Below are 17417 nucleotides of genomic sequence, written 5' to 3'. Positions count from 1 at the left end.
CGCCGGCGCTATGCTGGCCGGCCCGACACCCACGTGGCCACCAGCCCCATGAACCTGATCATCGAACCGGTCGCGCCGAAGCACTTCGACGGATTGCGCCGCGCGCTCGACACAGTGGCGCGCGAGAAGCGCTACCTCGCGTTCACCGAGGCGCCGTCCGAGAAGGACTGCCGCGCCTTCTATTGCGCCATCGTCGACAACGGCTGGTGCCAGGTGGTGGCGCTGCTGGACGGCGCCGTGGCCGGCTGGTGCGACGTGCTGCCCACCCATGGCCAGGCCAGGGCGCACATCGGCACGCTGGGCATCGGGCTGGTGCCGTCGGCGCGCCGCCAGGGGATCGGCGCCAAGCTGATGAAGGCCGCCATCGAGGCGGCGTGGAAGACGGGCATCACGCGCATCGAGCTGAGCGTGCGTGCCGACAACCCCACGGCCAAGGCCTTGTACGAGCGCATGGGCTTCGTCACGGAGGGGCATCACCCGCGGTCGTTCCGGGTCGACGGGGTCTATGCCGACAGCTATTCGATGGCATTGCTCGGGCCGCAGGACTAGACTCGCGGCCATGCCTGCTGCCATGTTCGCCGCGCTGTTCTTCACGGTGGCACTGCTCGTGACGACGGCCTATTTCATCATGGGGTCCGTCCCGCTGCTGATCCTCAAGCACGACACGCCGCTGGACGCGCGCTTCGTGCGGGCGTTCTTCAACGTCTACTACAAGGCGGCCTTCATCACCGCCACGGCAACGGCCGTCAGCTATGCGCTGGCACACCGGCCCGGCATTGCCGTCGGGGCTGCGGCGCTGGCGCTGATCGCCGTGGTGCTGCGCCGCAAGATCCTTCCCCGAATGGACTCGCTGGGCGCGCAGATCCAGTCGAACGACCTGGATGCGATTCCGGGCTTTCGCAAGACGCACCTGGCGGCCATCGTGATCAACATCGCCCAGCTGGTGGCGATCGTGTGGTGCCTAGTGGTGCTGAGCCGCCAGGCATCGGGCCTTTGAATCCAGGCAGGCAAAGGGACATGCCCGCACACCGGATCTTCGCCATGCCCCTTCGCCAAGGTCTACCCGCTGTACGTCCAGAAGGCGCAGCGCAAGAACCGCACGAAGGAAGAGGTCGACCAGGTCATCCGCTGGCTGACGGGCTACGACCAGAAGGGCCTGGAGCAGCAGATCGAGCGGCAGAGCGACTTCCAGACCTTCTTCCATCAGGCGCCGGCCCTGCACCCCAACACGACGCTGATCAAGGGCGTGGTCTGCGGCGTTCGCGTGGAAGAGATCGACGACCCGCTGATGCAGAAGATCCGCTGGCTGGACAAGCTCGTCGACGAGCTGGCAAAAGGCAAGCCGATGGAGAAGATCCTGCGCAGTTAGCGCGCCCCGGGCGCCCCTGGGCAAGGGCACCGTGCGCAACCCCACCACCACGGAGGTCTGGTATGGCGGACGTTCCAACGGGCAACGACGATCGGGAAGCGCTGGACCTTCTCATCCGAGGCTTCGAGGTCTCGCGCATGCTGCGGCTGGTGGCCGACCTGGGGCTTGCGGACAAGCTTCCCCGGGACGGGAACACGCCAGTCAGCGCATTGGCCGCGGACTGTTCTGTTCTCGCGGCGCCGCTGCTGCGGGTGTTGCGGGCGCTGGCCTCGTTCGGCGTGTTCCAGATCGGCGTGGACGGGTCGGTTTCACACTCCGCCAGGTCGCTGCTCCTGAGAACCGACGCGCAGAACTCCCTGCACCATGGCGCGCGTTTCTGGACGGCGCGCGGTTCGTGGAATGCCTGGGGCGCGCTCGATGCCGCGCTGGCGGGCGGCAACCCGCACCAGACCGCCTGGAACAGCACGCGTTTCCAGTACCTGCGCGACCACCCCGACGAGGCACGAATCTTCGATGACTTCATGGCCAACTTTCCGGATCGGCGGCACCAGACCCTGGCCGAAAGCTTCGACTTCTCGCGGGCGAGCCTGATCGCCGACATCGGGGGCGGCAATGGCCAGGCGCTGCGGCAGATACTGGCCCGGTTCCCCGGCCCGCGCGGCCTGGTTTTCGACCGCGAGGATGTGGTGGCGGCAATTGCGCCGCAAGCGCGTTCGGATGGCCGGATAGAGGTGCGGGGCGGCAGCTTCTTCGACCGCATTCCCGAAGGTGCGGACATCTACCTGCTGGTGCGCGTCCTGCACGATTGGGCCGACGAGGATTGCGTGCGCATCCTGCGCAACTGCCGCCTGGCGATGGCGCCCGGAACGCGCCTGCTGATCGTGGAGCAGATCCTCGAGCCCGACCCGGTGCGCGGGCGGCCGCTGGACTATCTGGTCGACATTCAGATGATGGCCATGTTCGGCAGCGCGTGCGAGCGCACCGTGCCGGAGTTCCGCGCGCTTCTTGGACAAGCGGGCTTCGCGCTGGAGCGCGTGATGCAGACCGCATCGCCGGTCTGGATCCTGGTGGCGGCTGCGGCGTGAACGGCTAGCTCAGGCCCAGTTCCATCGCGTTCGGCGTGGCGTCGATCGAGGCCGAAGCCAGCGACTCCGTGTGGTCGATGTGTGCCAGCGTGAGTCGCTCGGCCAGCTTCACGTCCTGGTCGCGGATGGCTTCGAAGATGGCCTTGTGCTGGGCCATGGACTCGCGCCGCTGCTGCCACTCCACCGAGACGAAGTAGCGGCGCAGCTGCAGCTCGAGCTTGGCGATGCTTTCGCTGAGCATCTTGTTGCCGGCCGCGTCGCCCATGGTGGAGTGGAAGCGGCTGTTGGTGTCGGTGAGCGCGATGACGTCGCCGGCCTTCAGCGCCGCGGCGCTTTGCGCGAGCAGGCCCTTGAGCTCGGCCAGCTGCGCCTCGGTGCGGCGCTTGGCGGCCAGCGCCGCGCTGTAGGGCTCCAGCAGGCGCCGCATTTCAAAGGTCTCGCGCAATTCTTCCCGCGACAGGGGGCGCACGTAGGTGCCCCGGCGCGGCTGCGACTGCACCCAGCCCGCGGTCTCCAGTGCCTTGAGCGCCTCGCGGATCGGGATCTTGCTCACGCCGAAATGCGCGGCCACCTCGTCCACGAAGAGGCGCTCGCCGGGCGCGAGGGCGCCGTTGAGGATGGCCTCCTGCAGCACGGACTGGACATGGCTGGGCAGATTGGCCGAGGGCGTGACCTTGGGCAGCCCGGCAAGACTTGCGGATCCTGGATTCATGTTGATTCTTCTTCACCCCATGGACCTCGGGAATACCCCGAAGCGTTGGCACGATTTTCGCACAGCTTTCGTATCTTGTATTACGTATACTTCATACTTGAAAGGAAGAAAGTCCATGCCTGCCCGTTCCCTTCTCACCCCCGTCCGTCGTCGCATTCTTCTTCGCGGCGCCTCCTTGTTCGCGTCGCTCTCCTGCCTGGCATTCGCAGCCGGCGCGCAGAGCTATCCCTCCAAGCCGATCACCATCGTGGTGCCTTTTGCCGCCGGTGGTGCGTCCGACATCACGGCGCGCCTCATCGGCCAGGAGCTGTCCAACAACCTGCACACGCCGGTGGTGGTGGACAACAAGCCCGGCGCCAACTCGCAGATCGGCACCGCCTTCGTGGTGCGCTCCGCGCCCGACGGCTACACCCTGCTGCTGGGCACCACCTCGCTGATCAACAACGTCCACTTCTATCCGCAGATGCCGTACGACGCCTCGCGTTCGCTCGCACCGGTGGTGGGCATCGTCGACGTGCCGGCCTTCCTGCTGGTGGGCAGCAAGATCAAGGAAAAGACCGCCAAGGACTTCATCGCCATGGCGGCCAAGAGCGGCACCTCGCTCAACTACGCATCGGCCGGCGCCGGCAGCACGCTGCACCTGGCGGCCGAATGGTTCAAGTCGGTGGTGGGCTTCCAGGCCCAGCATGTGCCGCTCAAGGGCAGCGGCCCGGCCGTGACCTCGGTGGCCGCCGGCGAGACAGACTTCAGCTTCGAGAACCTCGGCCCTGCGCAGCCCCAGATCGACGCCGGCCGCGTGCGCGTGCTGGCCATTGCCGCGCCCAAGCGCTTCCCCACCCTGCCGAACGTGCCGACCCTGAAGGAAGCCGGCCTGCCGGACGTGGACCTGTCGAGCTGGTTCGTGCTGATGACGCCCACCGGCACGCCGCCGGTCGTGGTGCAGACGCTCAACCAGGAAGTGAACAAGGCGCTGGCCAAGCCCGAGATCCGCAACCGCCTGATCAAGCTGGGCCTGGTGCCACTGGGCGGCACCACCGAGCAGCTGGCCGCCCGCATGCAGCAGGACTCCGGCAAGTGGGGCTCCATCATCCGCGCCGCCAACATCAAGCTGGACTGAAGGGAAACGCGCAGCAAATGATCGGCGAGCCCATTGCCCGCGTCGAGGACGCGCGCCATCTCCAAGGCGTCTCCCGCTTCGTGGCGGACATCACGGTGCCAGGTTGCGTCGAGGTGGCCTTCCTGCGCAGCCCCGTCGCCAACGGCCACTTGCGCGGCCTGGCCCTGCCGGCCGATGTGCCGGCCGATGCGGTGTGGGATGCCCGGCGCATCGCGCCGCTCACCGTGCCGATCGAAGGCCGCCTGCTGCGCAAGGAGTTCCAGGGCGCGCCCATGCCGCTGCTCGCCGCGAGCCGCGTGCGCTACGTGGGCGAGGCCATTGCCGCCATCACCGCCGCCACGCGCGCGCAGGCGGAGGACATCGCCGAATCGTGCATGCCCGACATCGAGGCGATTGCGCCGGTGATGGACGCGCTGGCCGAGCTCGACCACCCCTCGGCGCCGCTGCACGAAGGGCTCTCCTCGAACGTCGTCATGCGAAGCGGCCGCACCGTCGGCGACGAAGCCGCCTTCAGCGGGCGCAGCATCACGCGGCGCTTCTCGATGGCGCGCGTGCTCGCATCGCCGCTGGAAGGCCGCGGTTGCGTGGCCTGGGTCGACGCTTCCACGGGCGAGCTGGTGGTGCATGCCTCGCACCAGCGCCCGCACCTGCTGCGCACCTTCCTGGCCGAGCACCTGGTCGGCATCTCGGAGGCGGACATCCGTGTGGTGGTGCCCGACGTGGGCGGCGGCTTCGGCGCCAAGAGCAACCTGTACCCCGAGGAGATCGTGGTGGCGGCGCTCGCGCTGGCCACCGGCAAGCCGCACCGCTGGGTGGAAGACCGCTACGAGCACTTCGTCGCTTCCAACCACAGCCGCCAGCACGAGCAGGAAGTGAGCGCCTGGTTCGACGAGACCGGACGCATCCACGCCGTGCGGGCGCGCTTCGTGGTGGACTCGGGCGCCTATTCGGCCAAGACCTCCACCGGCGCCATCGAGGCCAACATGGCGGCCAACGTGATGCTCGGCCCCTACCACATCCGCAACTACCGCAGCGAGTCGATCGCGGTCTACACCAACAAGTCGCCGGTGGGCCCGTTCCGCGGCGTGGGCCGGCCGGCCGGCTGCTTCGCCATGGAGCGCCTGCTCGACGAAGTGGCGCACGACCTGGGCCTGCCGCCGCTGGCGGTGCGCAAGCGCAACCTCATCGGCGCGGACCGCTTTCCCTACACCACGGCCACGGGCCTGTACTACGACTCGGGCGACTACGCGGCATCGCTGGCGGCCGCGGAAGCACACGCCCGCACCTGGCCCGCGCTGAAGGACGACGCGCGCTATGTGCACGCCGTGGGCTACGGCATGTACGTGGAGCAGGCGGCGCACGGCTCGGTCGAATGGCACCGGCGCGGCTCGCCCTACATCTACGGGCATGAAGCCGCGCGCGCCACGCTCACGCCGGGCGGCCAACTCATCGTCGACGTGGGCACGCTCAGCCACGGCCAGGGCCACTTCACTTCGCTCGCGCAGATCGCCGCGCAGGTGACGGGGCTGCCGCTGGCGGCCATCCGCATCCGCCAGGGCGACACGGGCCGCTCGCCCTACGGCCTGGGCACGGTGGCATCGCGCTCCATCGTGATGGCCGGCGGGGCCGTGGCGAAGGCTTCGCAGCTGCTGCTGGACAAGGCGCGCCGCATCGCCGCGGCGGCTCTGGAATGCGCCATCGAGGACTTGCGGCAGGAAGGCCCGCGCTTCTTCGGTCCGGGCGGCACGTCGATCGACTTTGCCGGCATCGGCCGGCTCTCGGTGGTGGAACTGCATCGCCTCCCGCACGACATTCCGCCGGGCATGTCGGTGGAAGGCATCTACCGGCCCCAGGTGGAGACCGGCACCTTCTCATACGGCACCCACGTGGTGCGCGTGCGCGTCGACACCGAGACCGGGCTGGTGCAGGTCACCGACTATGCGGTGGTCGAGGACTGCGGCACCGTCGTCAACCCGCTGATCCTGGACGGCCAGGTGCGCGGCGGCGTGGCGCAGGGCATCGGCCAGGCGCTGCTCGAGGAGATGCGCTACACCGAAGACGGACAACCCACGAGCGTCACCTTCGGCGACTACGCGCTGCCCAGCAGCATGGAGGTGCCGCGCATCGACGTCATCCACCAGTGCACGCCCTCGCCGTTCTCCGAGTTCGGCATCAAGGGCGCCGGCGAAGGCGGCTGCGTCGCCGGGCCCGCGGCCATCGGCAACGCGGTGCGTTCGGCACTGCTGGCGCGCGGCGTGGCGGTGAACCGCACGCCCATCACGCCCGACTACCTGTTGTCGCAGCTGCTGGACGAAGGACCGTCCGCGGGTGCGGAACAGCCAGAACTGCAGGAAGAGGTGGCACTGTGAAGCTGGCCCCGCTCGACCTTCGCATGCCCGCCTCCATCGACGAGGCGCTGGGCCAGCTCGCCGCGCTCGGCAGCGACGCGCAGGTGCTGGCCGGCGGCCAGAGCCTGGTGCCGCTGCTGCGCTACCGCGTGCTGCGCCCGCACGTCCTGCTGGACATCAACCGCATCGCCGCACTGTCGGACCTGCGCTTCGACGACTCGCACGGCGTTCGCATCGGCGCCCTGGTGCGCCATGCGGCGCTCGAACAGGTGCGCGCCCCGTTGCATGCGCCGCTCGGCGCGCTGCTGAACGCCCATGCCCGCGAGATCGCCTTCCACGCCGTGCGCAACCGCGGCACCGCGGTGGGCAGCATCGTGCAGGCCGACCCCAAGGGCGACTGGCCGCTGCTGTTCAGCGCGCTCGATGCGCGCATCGAACTGGCGAGCCTGCGCGGCGTGCGCAGCGTGCCGGTGCGCGAGTTCATCCTGGGCCCGCTGCTCACTGCGCGCGCCGTGGACGAACTGGCCACGGCCCTCACCCTCGCGCCCGACGAGGCCACGCTCACGGCCTGGGGGCGCGCCAAGCTCATGCACCGTGCCGGCGAATACGCCATGTGCTCGGCCATCGTGCTGCGCCGCTCGCACACGTGGGAGTGCTGGCTGGGCGCCGCAGGCGACAAGCCTTGCGCGCTGCCCCGGCTGGCCCGCGCCCTCGCTGCCGGCACCACCGCAAGAACGCCGTTGCTGGCCGCCGCCGGCGACGACATTGCCACCGCGCTGCCCGAACTGGACCGGCTCGAGCGCCGACGCCATGCCGTCAACGCCGTGGACGCCGCGCAGCGCGCACTGAACCCGCAAGCCCGATGAACGACCTTCCCGACAACCAGATCATCCTCAACGGATGCGCCGTGCCGCTGACCGGCGAGCACCGCATCACGCTGGCCGACTTCGTGCGCGACCGCGGCGCGACCTCGGTCCACCTCGGCTGCGAGCACGGCGTGTGCGGCGCCTGCAACGTACTGGTGGACGGCAGCTGCACGCGCGCCTGCCTCGCCCTCGCGCACGGCTGCGCGGGCAGCCGCGTCACCACGCTCGACGGCCTGCAGGACGAACTGGCCCAGCGCCTGCGCGCCGCCTTCAATGCGCACCACGCGCTGCAGTGCGGCTTCTGCACGCCGGGCATGTTCGTCTCGGCCTACGACATGCTGGCCAGCGGCGAGCCGCTGGACGAGGCCAGCGTGCGCGAGCGCCTGGCCGGCAACATCTGCCGCTGCACCGGCTACCAGGGCATCGTGGAAGCCATTCTTTCGGTGGCGAATCCGCAGGCCGCGGCGCACAGCCACGCCCATTCCCACTCCCACTCCCACTCCGAGGAGGCTCGCCCATGAGCACCGCCCAGACGCCCGGCCTGCGCCGCAAGCCCGCCGGCGTGGTGGCCGCCGCCGCCGTCCCGCATGCGCCGCAGCTGCTCTCGCGCCCCGACACCGAAGACCTCGCGCAGGTGGACCGCGTCCAGGCCCAGCTCGCGGCCATCGGCGAAGCCTTCCGCCGCAAGGAAGCGGACTGCGTGGTCGTCATCTCCAACGACCACGGCGACCACTTCGTGACCCACAGCGTGCCGCCCTTCTGCGTGCACGTGGCCCGCAGCGCCGACGGCATGCACAAGCACCGCGGCGACTGGGCGCTGGATGCCGAGCTGGGCTATGCGCTGGTGCCCGAGATGTCGGCCGTGGGCTTCGACCTGGCCTTCACCCTCGGCGCGAAGCTGCAGACCGCCTTCACCATTCCCTACGAGTACATGGGCTTCACGCGCGAGACGCCGATGACGGCCCTGTTCGTCAATTCCTATGTACCGCCGCAGCCCTCACCCACGCGCTGCTTCGCCTTCGGCCAGGCGCTGGAGCGGGCGCTGTGCAAGCTGGGCAAGCGCGCCATCCTGGTGGCCAGCGGCGGGCTTTCACACTACCCCGGCACGCGCCACTATCCGCACCCGGACGTGAAGACGGACGAAGGGCTCTTCGCCCGCATGTGCGAAGGCGACCTGCAGCACCTGCTGGGCCTGAACGAGCGCGAGCTGGACCGCACCGGCAACGTGGAGCTGCGCTCGACGCTGATGCTGGCCGGCGCCATCGGCGACCGCAAGCCCTTCGCCGCGCACTTCGAGCCTTCGTGGCACCACACCTACGCCTCGCTGGCGTGGGACCTGGAAACGCCCAACCCGGCGGTGGACGACTACGAACTGATCTACCCCGCGCTGCCGGCCGACCGCGCCCCGCTGGTGGAGGCCGTGCTGCGCCTGCGCACCAGTCCCGAGGACGCACGCCGCTTCGTGGCCGACCCGGCCGCCTGGAGCCACGCCTTTCGCCTGGCGCCGGACGAGCGCGAGGCCCTTGTCGCGTTCGACACCGAGCGCCTGCGCGACCAGTTCCGCATCCATGCGCTGCTGACGGCGGGCGCCGCGATGCAGGTGGGGCTGCAGCGCAAGAACACCTGATTCAACTTTAGGAGAAAAGCATCATGTCCCTTCGCACCGCGGAGATTGCCGGCGGCGGCATCGGCGGCCTGGCCACCGCAGCCCTTCTGGCGCGCGATGGCTGGCGCGTGCGCGTCCACGAGCGCGGCGAGCAGATCCGCGAGATCGGCGCCGGCATCTACATCAAGAACAACAGCATCGAGGTGCTCGAACGCCTGGGCGTGTTCGAGCGCCTGAAGCCGCACGGCCTGCAGCTGCACAAGGCCGAGATCCGCTTTGCCGACGGGTCGCTGCGCCAGCAGCGCACGCTCGCCGGCCTGTCGCGCGTCCACGTCTTCGCGCGGCAGACCCTGATCGAAGGGCTGCGCGACGCGGCGCTGGCGGCCGGCGCCGAGATCATCACCAACTCGACCGTGACCGAGGCGGTGAACGGCCGCGCGATCCGCACCGCCGACGGCAGGACGCACGAAGCCGACCTGATCGTGGCGGCCGACGGCGTGGGCTCCGCGGTGCGCAACTCGCTGCCCATGCGCAGCAGCTTCCGCATCCTGCCCACCATCATCGACCGCTTCCTCATCGAAGGCCGCGAGTTCACGCCCGAGGACAAGACGGTGGAGCACTGGTCGGGCAACCGCCGCATCGGCGTGACGCCGGCGGGCCCGAACCAGACCTACGTCTACATGGTGGCGCCCGAGCGCGACGCCATTGCGCGCCAATTGCCGCTGGACGTGCGCGACTGGTCCGAACGCTTTCCCAAGCTCGCGGGGCTCATGGCAGCGCTGGGCCGCGCGCCCTCCACCCAGTTCAACTACGGCGTGGTGGACTGCGAGAAGTGGGCCATGGGCCGCGTCGCGATCCTGGGCGATGCCGCGCACGGGCTGCCGCCCACGCTGGGCCAGGGCGCGGGGCTGACGCTCATCAACGCCTATGCGCTCGCGCATTTCCTGCGGCAGACGCAGGACGTGCCCGCCGCCGTGGCGCAGTGGGAGCAGCGCGTGCGCTTCATCAGCGACCGCACGCAGGCCTGGGCCTGCCGCTACGACTGGTTCACCCGCCAGTGGCCCACGCGGCTGGACGCCATGCGCCCGCTGATCACCTGGGCCTTCGGCCGCATCCGCTACCTCAACGAGAGCATGCGCATTGCCGACCAGGGGCTGCGCCTGGCGGGCATCGACATGCAACGGGGATGAGATGCTGATCGAGGGAACCAAGATCCTCGCCCTGCCCCGCGAGCGGGTGTGGCAGGCGCTGAACGACCCGGCCTTCCTGCAGGCCGCCGTGCCGGGCTGCCGGCGCGTGGCCGAGCCCCGGCCCGACGAGCTGGAGATGGAGCTCACCTCCGCGGTCGGCCCCATCAAGGTCCATTTCAACGTGCAGGTGAAGAAGCTCGACGTGGTGGCGCCCGAGTCCTATGTGCTGCAGGGCGGCGGCTCGGGCGGCGTGGCCGGCTCGGCCACCGGGCGCGTGCAGGTGCGGCTGACCGAGGTACAGGGCGGCACGCAGCTGGACTACGCGGCGCAGACCGAGATCACCGGCCGCATCGCGCAGCTGGGGTCGCGGCTGATCGACAGCACCGCGCGCAAGTTCTCGGAAGAATTCTTCGCCAACGTGGCGCGCGCCTTGAGCGGCAGCCAGGCAGCGCCGGACACCACGCAGGCGCCTGCGCCCGCCGCACAGGCTGCACCAACGCCGGCATCCATCGCGGCAACCGGCCCCGCATGGAGCGCCCCCGATGCACACGGCTTGCGCCTCGCGCTCGACGGCATGGCCTGGCGCGTGGCCCTCGGCTGCGCGGCCGGCTCCTTCGTCGGCACCCTCGTGGCCCTGCTGCTGATGCGCGCCGCCGCATGATCGCCAACGCGCGGCCCAAGAGCGTCTACGGCAACGAGGGCGCCGTGGTCAGCGGCCACCACCTGGCCACGCTGCACGCGCAGCAATGCATGGCCGCGGGCGGCTCGCTGGTCGACGCCATGGTCACGGCTTCGGCCGTGCTCGCAGTGGCGCTGCCGCATGCCAGCTCGCTCGGCGGCTGCGCCATGATGCTTTTCTTCGATGCGAAGAGCGGACGCGTGCATGCGCTCAACGGCAGCGGGCGCGCGCCGCTGGCCGCCGATGGCGCACTGTTCGCGGACGGCATGCCGCAGCGGGGCGTGCGTGCGGCCGTGGTGCCCACGCTCGTGCGCCTGTGGGCCCGTGCCCACGAACGCTTCGGCCGCATGGCGCTGAACGATCTGCTCGCGCCGGCCATCCGGCTGGCCGAGCAAGGGATTGCCGCGCCCGAGGAGCTTGTGCGCAACCTGGCGCTGGCCGATGCCCGCGTGAGATCGCAACCGGGCTTCGCGCCGTTCATGCTGCCGCAGGGCCGGCCGCTGGCTGCCGGGCAGCGCCTGGTGCAGCCGCGCCTTGGCGCCGTGCTGCGCGCGGTGGCCAGCGAAGGCGAGCAGGGCTTCTACGCCGGCCCTGCCGCGCAGAGCTTGGTTCGCTTCTCGCAAGCCAATGGCGGGCTGTTCGCCGCGGAGGATTTCGAGCGCGCGCAGGCCGACTGGGTCGATGCCTGGTCCGCACCGGCGGGCGCGGGCACCGTGCACGTGATGCCGCCCAACTCCGTGGGCGTGCTCATGCTGCAGCAGCTCGCGCGCTGGGAGTGCGCCGGCCGGCCGGATGACGGGATCGACATGCCGGCCGCGATACAGGCCGCCATCGCCGTCATTGCCCAGGGGCGCCGCCGCATCGGCGACTTCGAGCGCTCGGGGGCCAGCCCGTCGGATTTCGGCGTGGCCGCACCAGGCAACGCCGCGCCGCAGCACCTGGCGGCGTTTCGTGCCAGCCGCGCCGGCGTGGGCGACACCACCGGCTTCGTGGCCATGGATGCGCAAGGCAATGCGCTGGCCATGCTGCAGAGCGTGTTCCAGCCCTTCGGCAGCGGCGCGGTCGATCCGGGCACGGGCATCCTGCTGAACAACCGGATGTTCGACTTCTCCAACGTGCCGGGCGATGTCAACGCCGTCAGACCGGGCGTGCGGCCTTCGCACACGCTCAACCCGTGGCTGGTGCTCGACGGGCAAGGGCGCGCCTGCCTGGCCGGCATCTCGCCCGGCGGCGTGAGCCAGACCACCACGGGCTACCAGATCGCCACAGGGGCGCTGGGCCGGAGCCTCACGCTGGGCGAACTGGTGAGCCGCCCGCGCTGGAGCCTGTCGCGCGACGGCGCCGTGCTGCTGGAGCCGGGCATGCCCGGCCACGTGGCGCAGGCGCTTCGGGGCGCCGGACTCGATGTGCAGGAGAACTCGCAGCACGAGTTCTATTTCGGCTCGGCCAAGGTGGTGCGCAGAACCGCCGACGGCGCCATCGAGGCGGCCGCCGACAGCCGCCGGCAGGCCACCGCGCTGGCCTGGTAACCCCCTCCTTCGCTTTCACTTTTTTTCGGACCGCAAGAGATCCATGCAACTGACCACATTCCTTCGCAACGGCGAACCCAGGCTGGGCCTGGTCGACGGCGACGCGCTGATCGACCTGAACCAGCTCGACCCCCATCTGCCGGCCGACCTTCGCCAGGCGCTCGCGCAGGGCGTCGACTTCCACGCGCTGGCACGCGCCGCATCGGGCGCCGAGAGGCTGCCCCTGGCGCAGCAATCCTTCGCTCCGCTCATCGCCGAGCCTGGGAAGATCGTCTGCCTGGGCCTGAACTACTTCGACCATGCCAAGGAGGGCGGGCGGGACAAGCCCGAGTACCCCTGGCTCTTCCTGCGTGCCGCCTCCTCGCTCATGGGCCATGGGCAGCCGGCGCTGGTGCCGCGCGTTTCCGAGCGCCTGGACTACGAGGCGGAACTTGCCGTGGTCATCGGCCGGCGCGTGCCCCGCCACCTGCCGCAGGTCAAGGCGCTCGACTACGTGTTCGGCTACGCCTGCTTCAACGACATCTCGGTGCGCGACTACCAGAAGCGCACGCCGCAGTGGACCATCGGCAAGAACTTCGATGCCACCGGCGGCTTCGGCCCGGTGCTGGTCACGGCCGACGACGTGCCGCCGGGCGCGCAAGGCCTGCGCATCCAGTGCCGCCTGAACGGCCAGGTGATGCAGGACGCCAGCACCACCGACATGATCTGGGGCGTGGCGGAAACCATCGCCCTGCTGAGCGATGCCATGACCCTGGAGCCCGGCGACGTGATCGCCATGGGCACGCCCGCCGGCGTGGGCCAGTCGCGCACGCCGCCGGCCTGGATGCGCGCGGGCGATGTCGTGGAGGTCGAGATCGAAGGCCTCGGCGTGCTGAGAAACCCCTTGCAGGCGCAGCCGCACTGAGCGAAGCGCCTTCCCCTCTTGTTCTTTCCTGGAGTATTGCCATGTCCGAATCCACCACCGTGTTCGCCGCCGGCGGCTATCGCTACCTGCCTTCCGTCTTCCAGTATTCAGGCGGCGTCGCGGCCGAGCCCGGCTTTGCGCTGGAGCGCGTCCGCTTCATCCATCCCCTGCCCATGGCCGAGGCCTTTGCCGCCGTCGAGGCGCACCTGGCGAAGGTCGGCCGCCCCACCACCGCCTTTGCGCAGTGCGAGCTGCGCTCGCCCGATCCGTTCAGCGACCAGGGCTTCATCGAGTTCAACACCCACTACGTGAAAACGCTGGAGCGCTGGGGCCTCTACAAGGACGGCGTCAACCCCGTCGCGCGCACCAACGTGTGCCCGATGTACGACAAGCCCGGCGAGTCGCGCATGTTCGCCTTCACCTACTCCGTGCCGTCCGACCAGGCCCGCACCACGTTCCAGCTCTCGGGCAGCGCCGATGCGCACACGGGCAATGCGCCGGCGCGCGAGCGCGTCATCGCACTGGGCGACACCTCGCCCGAAGGGCTGCGCACCAAGGTGGCTTTCGTCGCCGACACCATGGAGCGCCGCATGGCGGCCCTGGGCGTGGGCTGGGCCGATGCGGTGTCCACCCAGCTCTACACCGTGCAGAACATCGGCCACCTGGTGGGGGACGAACTGGCCCGCCGCGGCGCCGGCGCCGGCGGGCTGGTGTGGAACTACGCGCGCCCGCCCGTCGTGGGCCTGGAGTTCGAGATGGATGTGCGCGGCTACGCGCACGAGACGGTGATCTGACAGCGCATCGGCCAGAAGGCATAAGGCGCCTTGTCAGCGCCTCCTTTCATCGGCATCATGCCCCGCGCCCACGAAGGAGCCCGCCGATGAAGAACGCCCGCTGCATTCGACACGCCGCCGCACTGGCAACCCTCGTTGCCGCGACCACCGCCGCACACGCGGCGGGGCTGGTGGGCAACACGCTGCCGCCCGGTTTCCCGGCCATCGAAGACACCTCGCTGGCCAGGCCGCTGATCGGCTTCGGCGCGGCCGGGCCGGTTGCGCGCACACCGGTCATCTTCATCCACGGCAACAACGACACGCCCTTTCCCACCGCCTGCAACCCCTACGGCCGCGTGCAGGCGCTCGCGCAGTACTTTGCCGACAACGGCTACGCCCCCAGCGAGCTGTGGGGCGTGGGCTACCAGGGCGACCAGTGCGACCTGGCCGGCGACCAGACACGCCGCTCCAGCATCGCCCACACCAACGCGGCCAACGTGCCCGACCTGCGGCGCTTCATCCGGGCCGTCATGGATTTCACCGGGGCCAAGCAGGTCGACATCGTGGGCCACAGCCTGGGCGTGACGCTGGCGCGCGAATGGATGCGGCAGGACGAGGCGAAACACCTGGTGCGCCGCTTCGTGGCCATCGACGGGCCCAACCACGGCATCATCAATTGCTCGCCCGACGCCGCCAACTACTGGCGTGCGCCCGCGGCCGGCGGCTTCACCCCGGCGAGCGAGGTCTGCCAGGAACTCGGCTCGCCCGACACGCCCTTCCTGAAGCTGCTCAACGGCCGCAGCGGCGGCGCCGGGAACGAGGGGCCGGTGCGCGTGCTGGTGGTGCGCAACGGCGACGCGAGCTTTGTCTACTTCCCGGTGCAGGACGGCGTGGTGGCGCCGGTGCCCGCGGTCGACTCCTTCGGCCAGCCGACCGACTTCTCCAAGAGCGCCAGCCTGCGCGGCGCGCGCGAGATCGTGCTCACCGGCCAGGGCGTCTACGACCCGATCCTGCGCAGCAGCCACCTGGGCATCCTGAACTCGCCGCAGACCTGGCAGGCGGCGCTCGAATTCCTGAGCGAGCGGAACAAGGGCAAGGGCGACTGACTCCCCCACCGGCCGGCCTCGCCGGCATGCGGCTGCGCGCCCGAAAACGCCGTGCGTCAAGGCATTTGCTAATAACGAAGCGCTTGTTCACCTCAGCAGAAAGTGGTGTACTTTCTTGCTGCTCCGCCGGTGCCCGCCACACCGCGGCCCAAGCCAGATTCGTTCATCCACATCCGCAAAAGGAGTAGCCATGTCCCTTCGCATCAATGACACCGCGCCCGACTTCACGGCCAACACCACGCAGGGCCCGATCAAGTTCCACGACTGGATCGGCGACAAGTGGGCGATCCTTTTTTCGCACCCGAAGGACTTCACGCCGGTGTGCACCACCGAGCTGGGCTACATGGCCAAGATCGAGCCCGAGTTCACCAAGCGCAATGCCAAGCTGATCGGCCTGTCGATCGACCCGGTGGACGCGCACGACAAGTGGGCCAACGACATCGAGGAAACCCAGGGGCACCGGCCCAAGTACCCGATGATCGGCGACACCGACCTGAACGTGGCCAAGCTCTACAACATGCTGCCGGCCGAAGAGCCCGGCACCTCCGACGGCCGCACCGCCGCCACCAACGCCACGGTGCGCTCGGTGTTCATCATCGGGCCGGACAAGAAGATCAAGCTGATGCTCACCTACCCGATGACCACCGGCCGCAACTTCGACGAGATCCTGCGCGTGCTCGACTCCATGCAGCTCACCGCGGCGCACAAGGTGGCCACGCCGGTGAACTGGAAGCACGGCGACGACGTGATCATTGCCGGCTCGGTGTCGGACGAAGACGCCAAGAAGCTCTTCCCCGAGGGCTGGAAGTCGCCCAAGCCCTACCTGCGCGTGGTCAAGCAGCCGGGTTGACCCCCTCGGCGCAGCCGCTGGACGCATCATGATCTTCGAGCAGATCGCGACCGACGGCTGCCAGTCGTACCTGGTGGGCTGCGCAGAGACCTGCGTGGCCGCGCTGATCGACCCGGAGCTGCGCCAGATCGACCACTACCTGGCGCTGGCCAACAGGGACAGCGTGCGCATCCGCTACCTGATCGACACGCACACGCATGCCGACCACTTCTCGGCCACCAAGGAACTGGCCCGCCAGCTGAACGTGCCGGTGGTCATGCACCGCAAAAGCCCGGCGCCCTTCGTGGACATGCACCTGGCCGACGGCGAGATGCTGGTGCTGGGCAAGCTGCGCCTCACCGCCCTGCACACCCCCGGCCACACGGCCGACTCGATGTGCCTGCAGGTGGAAGACCGGGTGTTCACCGGCGACACGCTGCTCATCGGCGGCACCGGCCGCACCGACCTGCCCAGCGGCGACCCCGAGCAGCTCTACGACAGCCTGTTCAACAAGCTGCTCAAGCTCGATCCGGCGCTGAAGGTCTATCCCGCGCACGACTACAAGGGCCGCAGCCACTCCACCATCGGCGACGAGCTGGCCGCCAACCCGCGCCTGCAAAAGCGCGAGCGCGCCGAGTTCGTGGACATGATGCGCCAGCTCAACCTCACCATGCCCACCCACATCACCGAGGCGCTGCGCACCAACATGAGCGGCGGCAAGACCGTGGCCTCGCTGCTGGCCCAGGCCACGGCCAGCGTGCCCTTCATGTCGCTGGCCGAGCTGAAGGCGCGGGTGGAAGCCGAGGAAGACGACCTGATCGTGCTCGACGTGCGCGAGCGCGAGGCCTACGAGAAAGGCCATGTGCCCGGCGCCCGCCTGCTGCCGCGCGGCCAGCTCGAGCTGCGCGTGAACCAGGACCTGCCCGACCCCACGCGGCGCATCCTGGCCTGCTGCGAGCTGGGCTACATCTCCACGCTGGCGGCAGCCACTTTGCGCGACCTGGGCTTTGCGCACGCCGTGGCGCTCGACGGCGGCATGAAGGCCTGGCGCGAGGCAGGCTACCCGCTCAAGGAAGGCCCAGGGCCCTGACACTGGCAGCGGCCCGCGAAGCTTGTTCAACCGATTCATCCAGTGAACAGCGAGGAGGCACCACCATGTCCAGCGACCCGTTTGCCCAACTCAAGGCCGCCCAGCGCGAAGGCTGGGCCCTGTTCGCACCGCTCGAGGCGGTGACCACCATTCCCGCGGCGCGGCTGCTGCGCCATGCCGGCGTGCGCGCCGGCCAGCGCCTGCTCGACGTGGG

General features: G+C 69.7%; 18 protein-coding genes. 17 read left to right on the top strand and 1 reads right to left on the bottom strand.

Annotated features, from left to right (window positions below; all coding sequences use genetic code 11):
- The first annotated feature begins 33 nt into the window (after positions 1-33).
- The 4 genes from VSO01S_RS16875 (at position 34) to VSO01S_RS16860 (ending at position 2454) form a co-directional block, all read left to right on the top strand.
- A complete protein-coding gene (locus VSO01S_RS16875) occupies positions 34-549 on the top strand; it encodes a GNAT family N-acetyltransferase (RefSeq protein WP_306301711.1) in 516 nt (171 codons plus the stop codon).
- Between the two features lie 10 nt (positions 550-559).
- The gene (locus VSO01S_RS16870) at positions 560-997 is read left to right on the top strand and encodes a hypothetical protein (RefSeq protein ID WP_068643971.1); all 438 of its coding nucleotides are present in this window, start codon (positions 560-562) and stop codon (positions 995-997) included.
- Entirely contained in the window at positions 998-1369 is a 372-nt protein-coding gene (locus VSO01S_RS16865; RefSeq protein ID WP_068643970.1) for a DUF2200 domain-containing protein, read from the top strand.
- A 62-nt stretch (positions 1370-1431) separates the two neighbouring features.
- Positions 1432-2454: a methyltransferase gene (locus VSO01S_RS16860; RefSeq protein ID WP_068643969.1), complete on the top strand. Its 1023-nt coding sequence runs from the start codon at positions 1432-1434 to the stop codon at positions 2452-2454.
- Positions 2455-2458: 4 nt separating this feature from the next.
- On the opposite strand, the gene VSO01S_RS27195 is transcribed toward VSO01S_RS16860, so the two are convergent.
- Positions 2459-3166 (bottom strand): GntR family transcriptional regulator, encoded by a 708-nt coding sequence (locus tag VSO01S_RS27195; RefSeq protein ID WP_068643968.1) that lies wholly within the window; start codon positions 3164-3166, stop codon positions 2459-2461.
- 115 nt (positions 3167-3281) lie between these two features.
- Between VSO01S_RS27195 and VSO01S_RS16850 the strand changes: the two genes are divergently transcribed.
- The 13 genes from VSO01S_RS16850 (at position 3282) to VSO01S_RS16790 (ending at position 17203) form a co-directional block, all read left to right on the top strand.
- Complete coding sequence (locus VSO01S_RS16850) at positions 3282-4283, top strand: Bug family tripartite tricarboxylate transporter substrate binding protein (RefSeq protein WP_161944452.1); 1002 nt, start codon at positions 3282-3284, stop codon at positions 4281-4283.
- Between the two features lie 17 nt (positions 4284-4300).
- Positions 4301-6652: a xanthine dehydrogenase family protein molybdopterin-binding subunit gene (locus tag VSO01S_RS16845; protein WP_068643966.1), complete on the top strand. Its 2352-nt coding sequence runs from the start codon at positions 4301-4303 to the stop codon at positions 6650-6652.
- On the top strand, positions 6649-7497 hold the full coding sequence (locus VSO01S_RS16840) for an FAD binding domain-containing protein (RefSeq protein ID WP_068643965.1): 849 nt from the start codon (positions 6649-6651) through the stop codon (positions 7495-7497). Before VSO01S_RS16845 ends, VSO01S_RS16840 begins: the two co-directional genes overlap by 4 nt.
- Positions 7494-8018: a (2Fe-2S)-binding protein gene (locus VSO01S_RS16835; RefSeq protein ID WP_084241928.1), complete on the top strand. Its 525-nt coding sequence runs from the start codon at positions 7494-7496 to the stop codon at positions 8016-8018. The genes VSO01S_RS16840 and VSO01S_RS16835 overlap by 4 nt, the downstream gene beginning before the upstream one ends.
- The gene (locus tag VSO01S_RS16830; RefSeq protein WP_068643964.1) at positions 8015-9124 is read left to right on the top strand and encodes a DODA-type extradiol aromatic ring-opening family dioxygenase; all 1110 of its coding nucleotides are present in this window, start codon (positions 8015-8017) and stop codon (positions 9122-9124) included. The genes VSO01S_RS16835 and VSO01S_RS16830 overlap by 4 nt, the downstream gene beginning before the upstream one ends.
- 23 nt (positions 9125-9147) lie before the next feature.
- Entirely contained in the window at positions 9148-10293 is a 1146-nt protein-coding gene (locus VSO01S_RS16825; protein WP_068643963.1) for an FAD-dependent oxidoreductase, read from the top strand.
- A gap of 1 nt (position 10294) precedes the next feature.
- Entirely contained in the window at positions 10295-10954 is a 660-nt protein-coding gene (locus VSO01S_RS16820) for an SRPBCC family protein (protein ID WP_068643962.1), read from the top strand.
- Positions 10951-12501: a gamma-glutamyltransferase family protein gene (locus VSO01S_RS16815; RefSeq protein WP_068643961.1), complete on the top strand. Its 1551-nt coding sequence runs from the start codon at positions 10951-10953 to the stop codon at positions 12499-12501. Before VSO01S_RS16820 ends, VSO01S_RS16815 begins: the two co-directional genes overlap by 4 nt.
- A gap of 43 nt (positions 12502-12544) precedes the next feature.
- Positions 12545-13405, top strand: coding sequence for a fumarylacetoacetate hydrolase family protein (locus VSO01S_RS16810; protein ID WP_068643960.1), 861 nt, complete (start codon positions 12545-12547; stop codon positions 13403-13405).
- A gap of 41 nt (positions 13406-13446) precedes the next feature.
- A complete protein-coding gene (gene cnbZ / locus VSO01S_RS16805; RefSeq protein WP_068643959.1) occupies positions 13447-14199 on the top strand; it encodes a 2-amino-5-chloromuconate deaminase CnbZ in 753 nt (250 codons plus the stop codon).
- 86 nt (positions 14200-14285) lie between these two features.
- A complete protein-coding gene (locus tag VSO01S_RS16800) occupies positions 14286-15284 on the top strand; it encodes an alpha/beta fold hydrolase (protein WP_068643958.1) in 999 nt (332 codons plus the stop codon).
- Positions 15285-15474: 190 nt separating this feature from the next.
- A complete protein-coding gene (locus VSO01S_RS16795) occupies positions 15475-16134 on the top strand; it encodes a peroxiredoxin (RefSeq protein ID WP_068643957.1) in 660 nt (219 codons plus the stop codon).
- Positions 16135-16162: 28 nt separating this feature from the next.
- Positions 16163-17203: an MBL fold metallo-hydrolase gene (locus VSO01S_RS16790; RefSeq protein ID WP_068643956.1), complete on the top strand. Its 1041-nt coding sequence runs from the start codon at positions 16163-16165 to the stop codon at positions 17201-17203.
- Positions 17204-17417: the final 214 nt, after the last annotated feature.

The sequence above is a fragment of the Variovorax soli NBRC 106424 genome, from assembly GCF_001591385.1.
In the GTDB taxonomy this organism is placed as follows: Bacteria; Pseudomonadota; Gammaproteobacteria; order Burkholderiales; family Burkholderiaceae_C; genus Variovorax; species Variovorax soli.
This window is presented reverse-complemented; position numbering and strand designations above follow the sequence as displayed.

Excerpts from the sequence above, each read along its gene's own strand:
- VSO01S_RS16820 (WP_068643962.1), top strand. The coding sequence starts at position 10,295 with ATGCTGATCGAGGGAACCAAGATCCTCGCCCTGCCCCGCGAGCGGGTG.
- VSO01S_RS16835 (WP_084241928.1), top strand. The coding sequence starts at position 7,494 with ATGAACGACCTTCCCGACAACCAGATCATCCTCAACGGATGCGCCGTG.
- VSO01S_RS16795 (WP_068643957.1), top strand. The coding sequence starts at position 15,475 with ATGTCCCTTCGCATCAATGACACCGCGCCCGACTTCACGGCCAACACC.
- VSO01S_RS16815 (WP_068643961.1), top strand. The coding sequence starts at position 10,951 with ATGATCGCCAACGCGCGGCCCAAGAGCGTCTACGGCAACGAGGGCGCC.
- VSO01S_RS16850 (WP_161944452.1), top strand. The coding sequence starts at position 3,282 with ATGCCTGCCCGTTCCCTTCTCACCCCCGTCCGTCGTCGCATTCTTCTT.
- VSO01S_RS16860 (WP_068643969.1), top strand. The coding sequence starts at position 1,432 with ATGGCGGACGTTCCAACGGGCAACGACGATCGGGAAGCGCTGGACCTT.
- cnbZ (WP_068643959.1), top strand. The coding sequence starts at position 13,447 with ATGTCCGAATCCACCACCGTGTTCGCCGCCGGCGGCTATCGCTACCTG.
- VSO01S_RS16845 (WP_068643966.1), top strand. The coding sequence starts at position 4,301 with ATGATCGGCGAGCCCATTGCCCGCGTCGAGGACGCGCGCCATCTCCAA.
- VSO01S_RS16870 (WP_068643971.1), top strand. The coding sequence starts at position 560 with ATGCCTGCTGCCATGTTCGCCGCGCTGTTCTTCACGGTGGCACTGCTC.
- VSO01S_RS16825 (WP_068643963.1), top strand. The coding sequence starts at position 9,148 with ATGTCCCTTCGCACCGCGGAGATTGCCGGCGGCGGCATCGGCGGCCTG.
- VSO01S_RS16790 (WP_068643956.1), top strand. The coding sequence starts at position 16,163 with ATGATCTTCGAGCAGATCGCGACCGACGGCTGCCAGTCGTACCTGGTG.
- VSO01S_RS16830 (WP_068643964.1), top strand. The coding sequence starts at position 8,015 with ATGAGCACCGCCCAGACGCCCGGCCTGCGCCGCAAGCCCGCCGGCGTG.
- VSO01S_RS16800 (WP_068643958.1), top strand. The coding sequence starts at position 14,286 with ATGAAGAACGCCCGCTGCATTCGACACGCCGCCGCACTGGCAACCCTC.
- VSO01S_RS27195 (WP_068643968.1), bottom strand. The coding sequence starts at position 3,166 with ATGAATCCAGGATCCGCAAGTCTTGCCGGGCTGCCCAAGGTCACGCCC.
- VSO01S_RS16810 (WP_068643960.1), top strand. The coding sequence starts at position 12,545 with ATGCAACTGACCACATTCCTTCGCAACGGCGAACCCAGGCTGGGCCTG.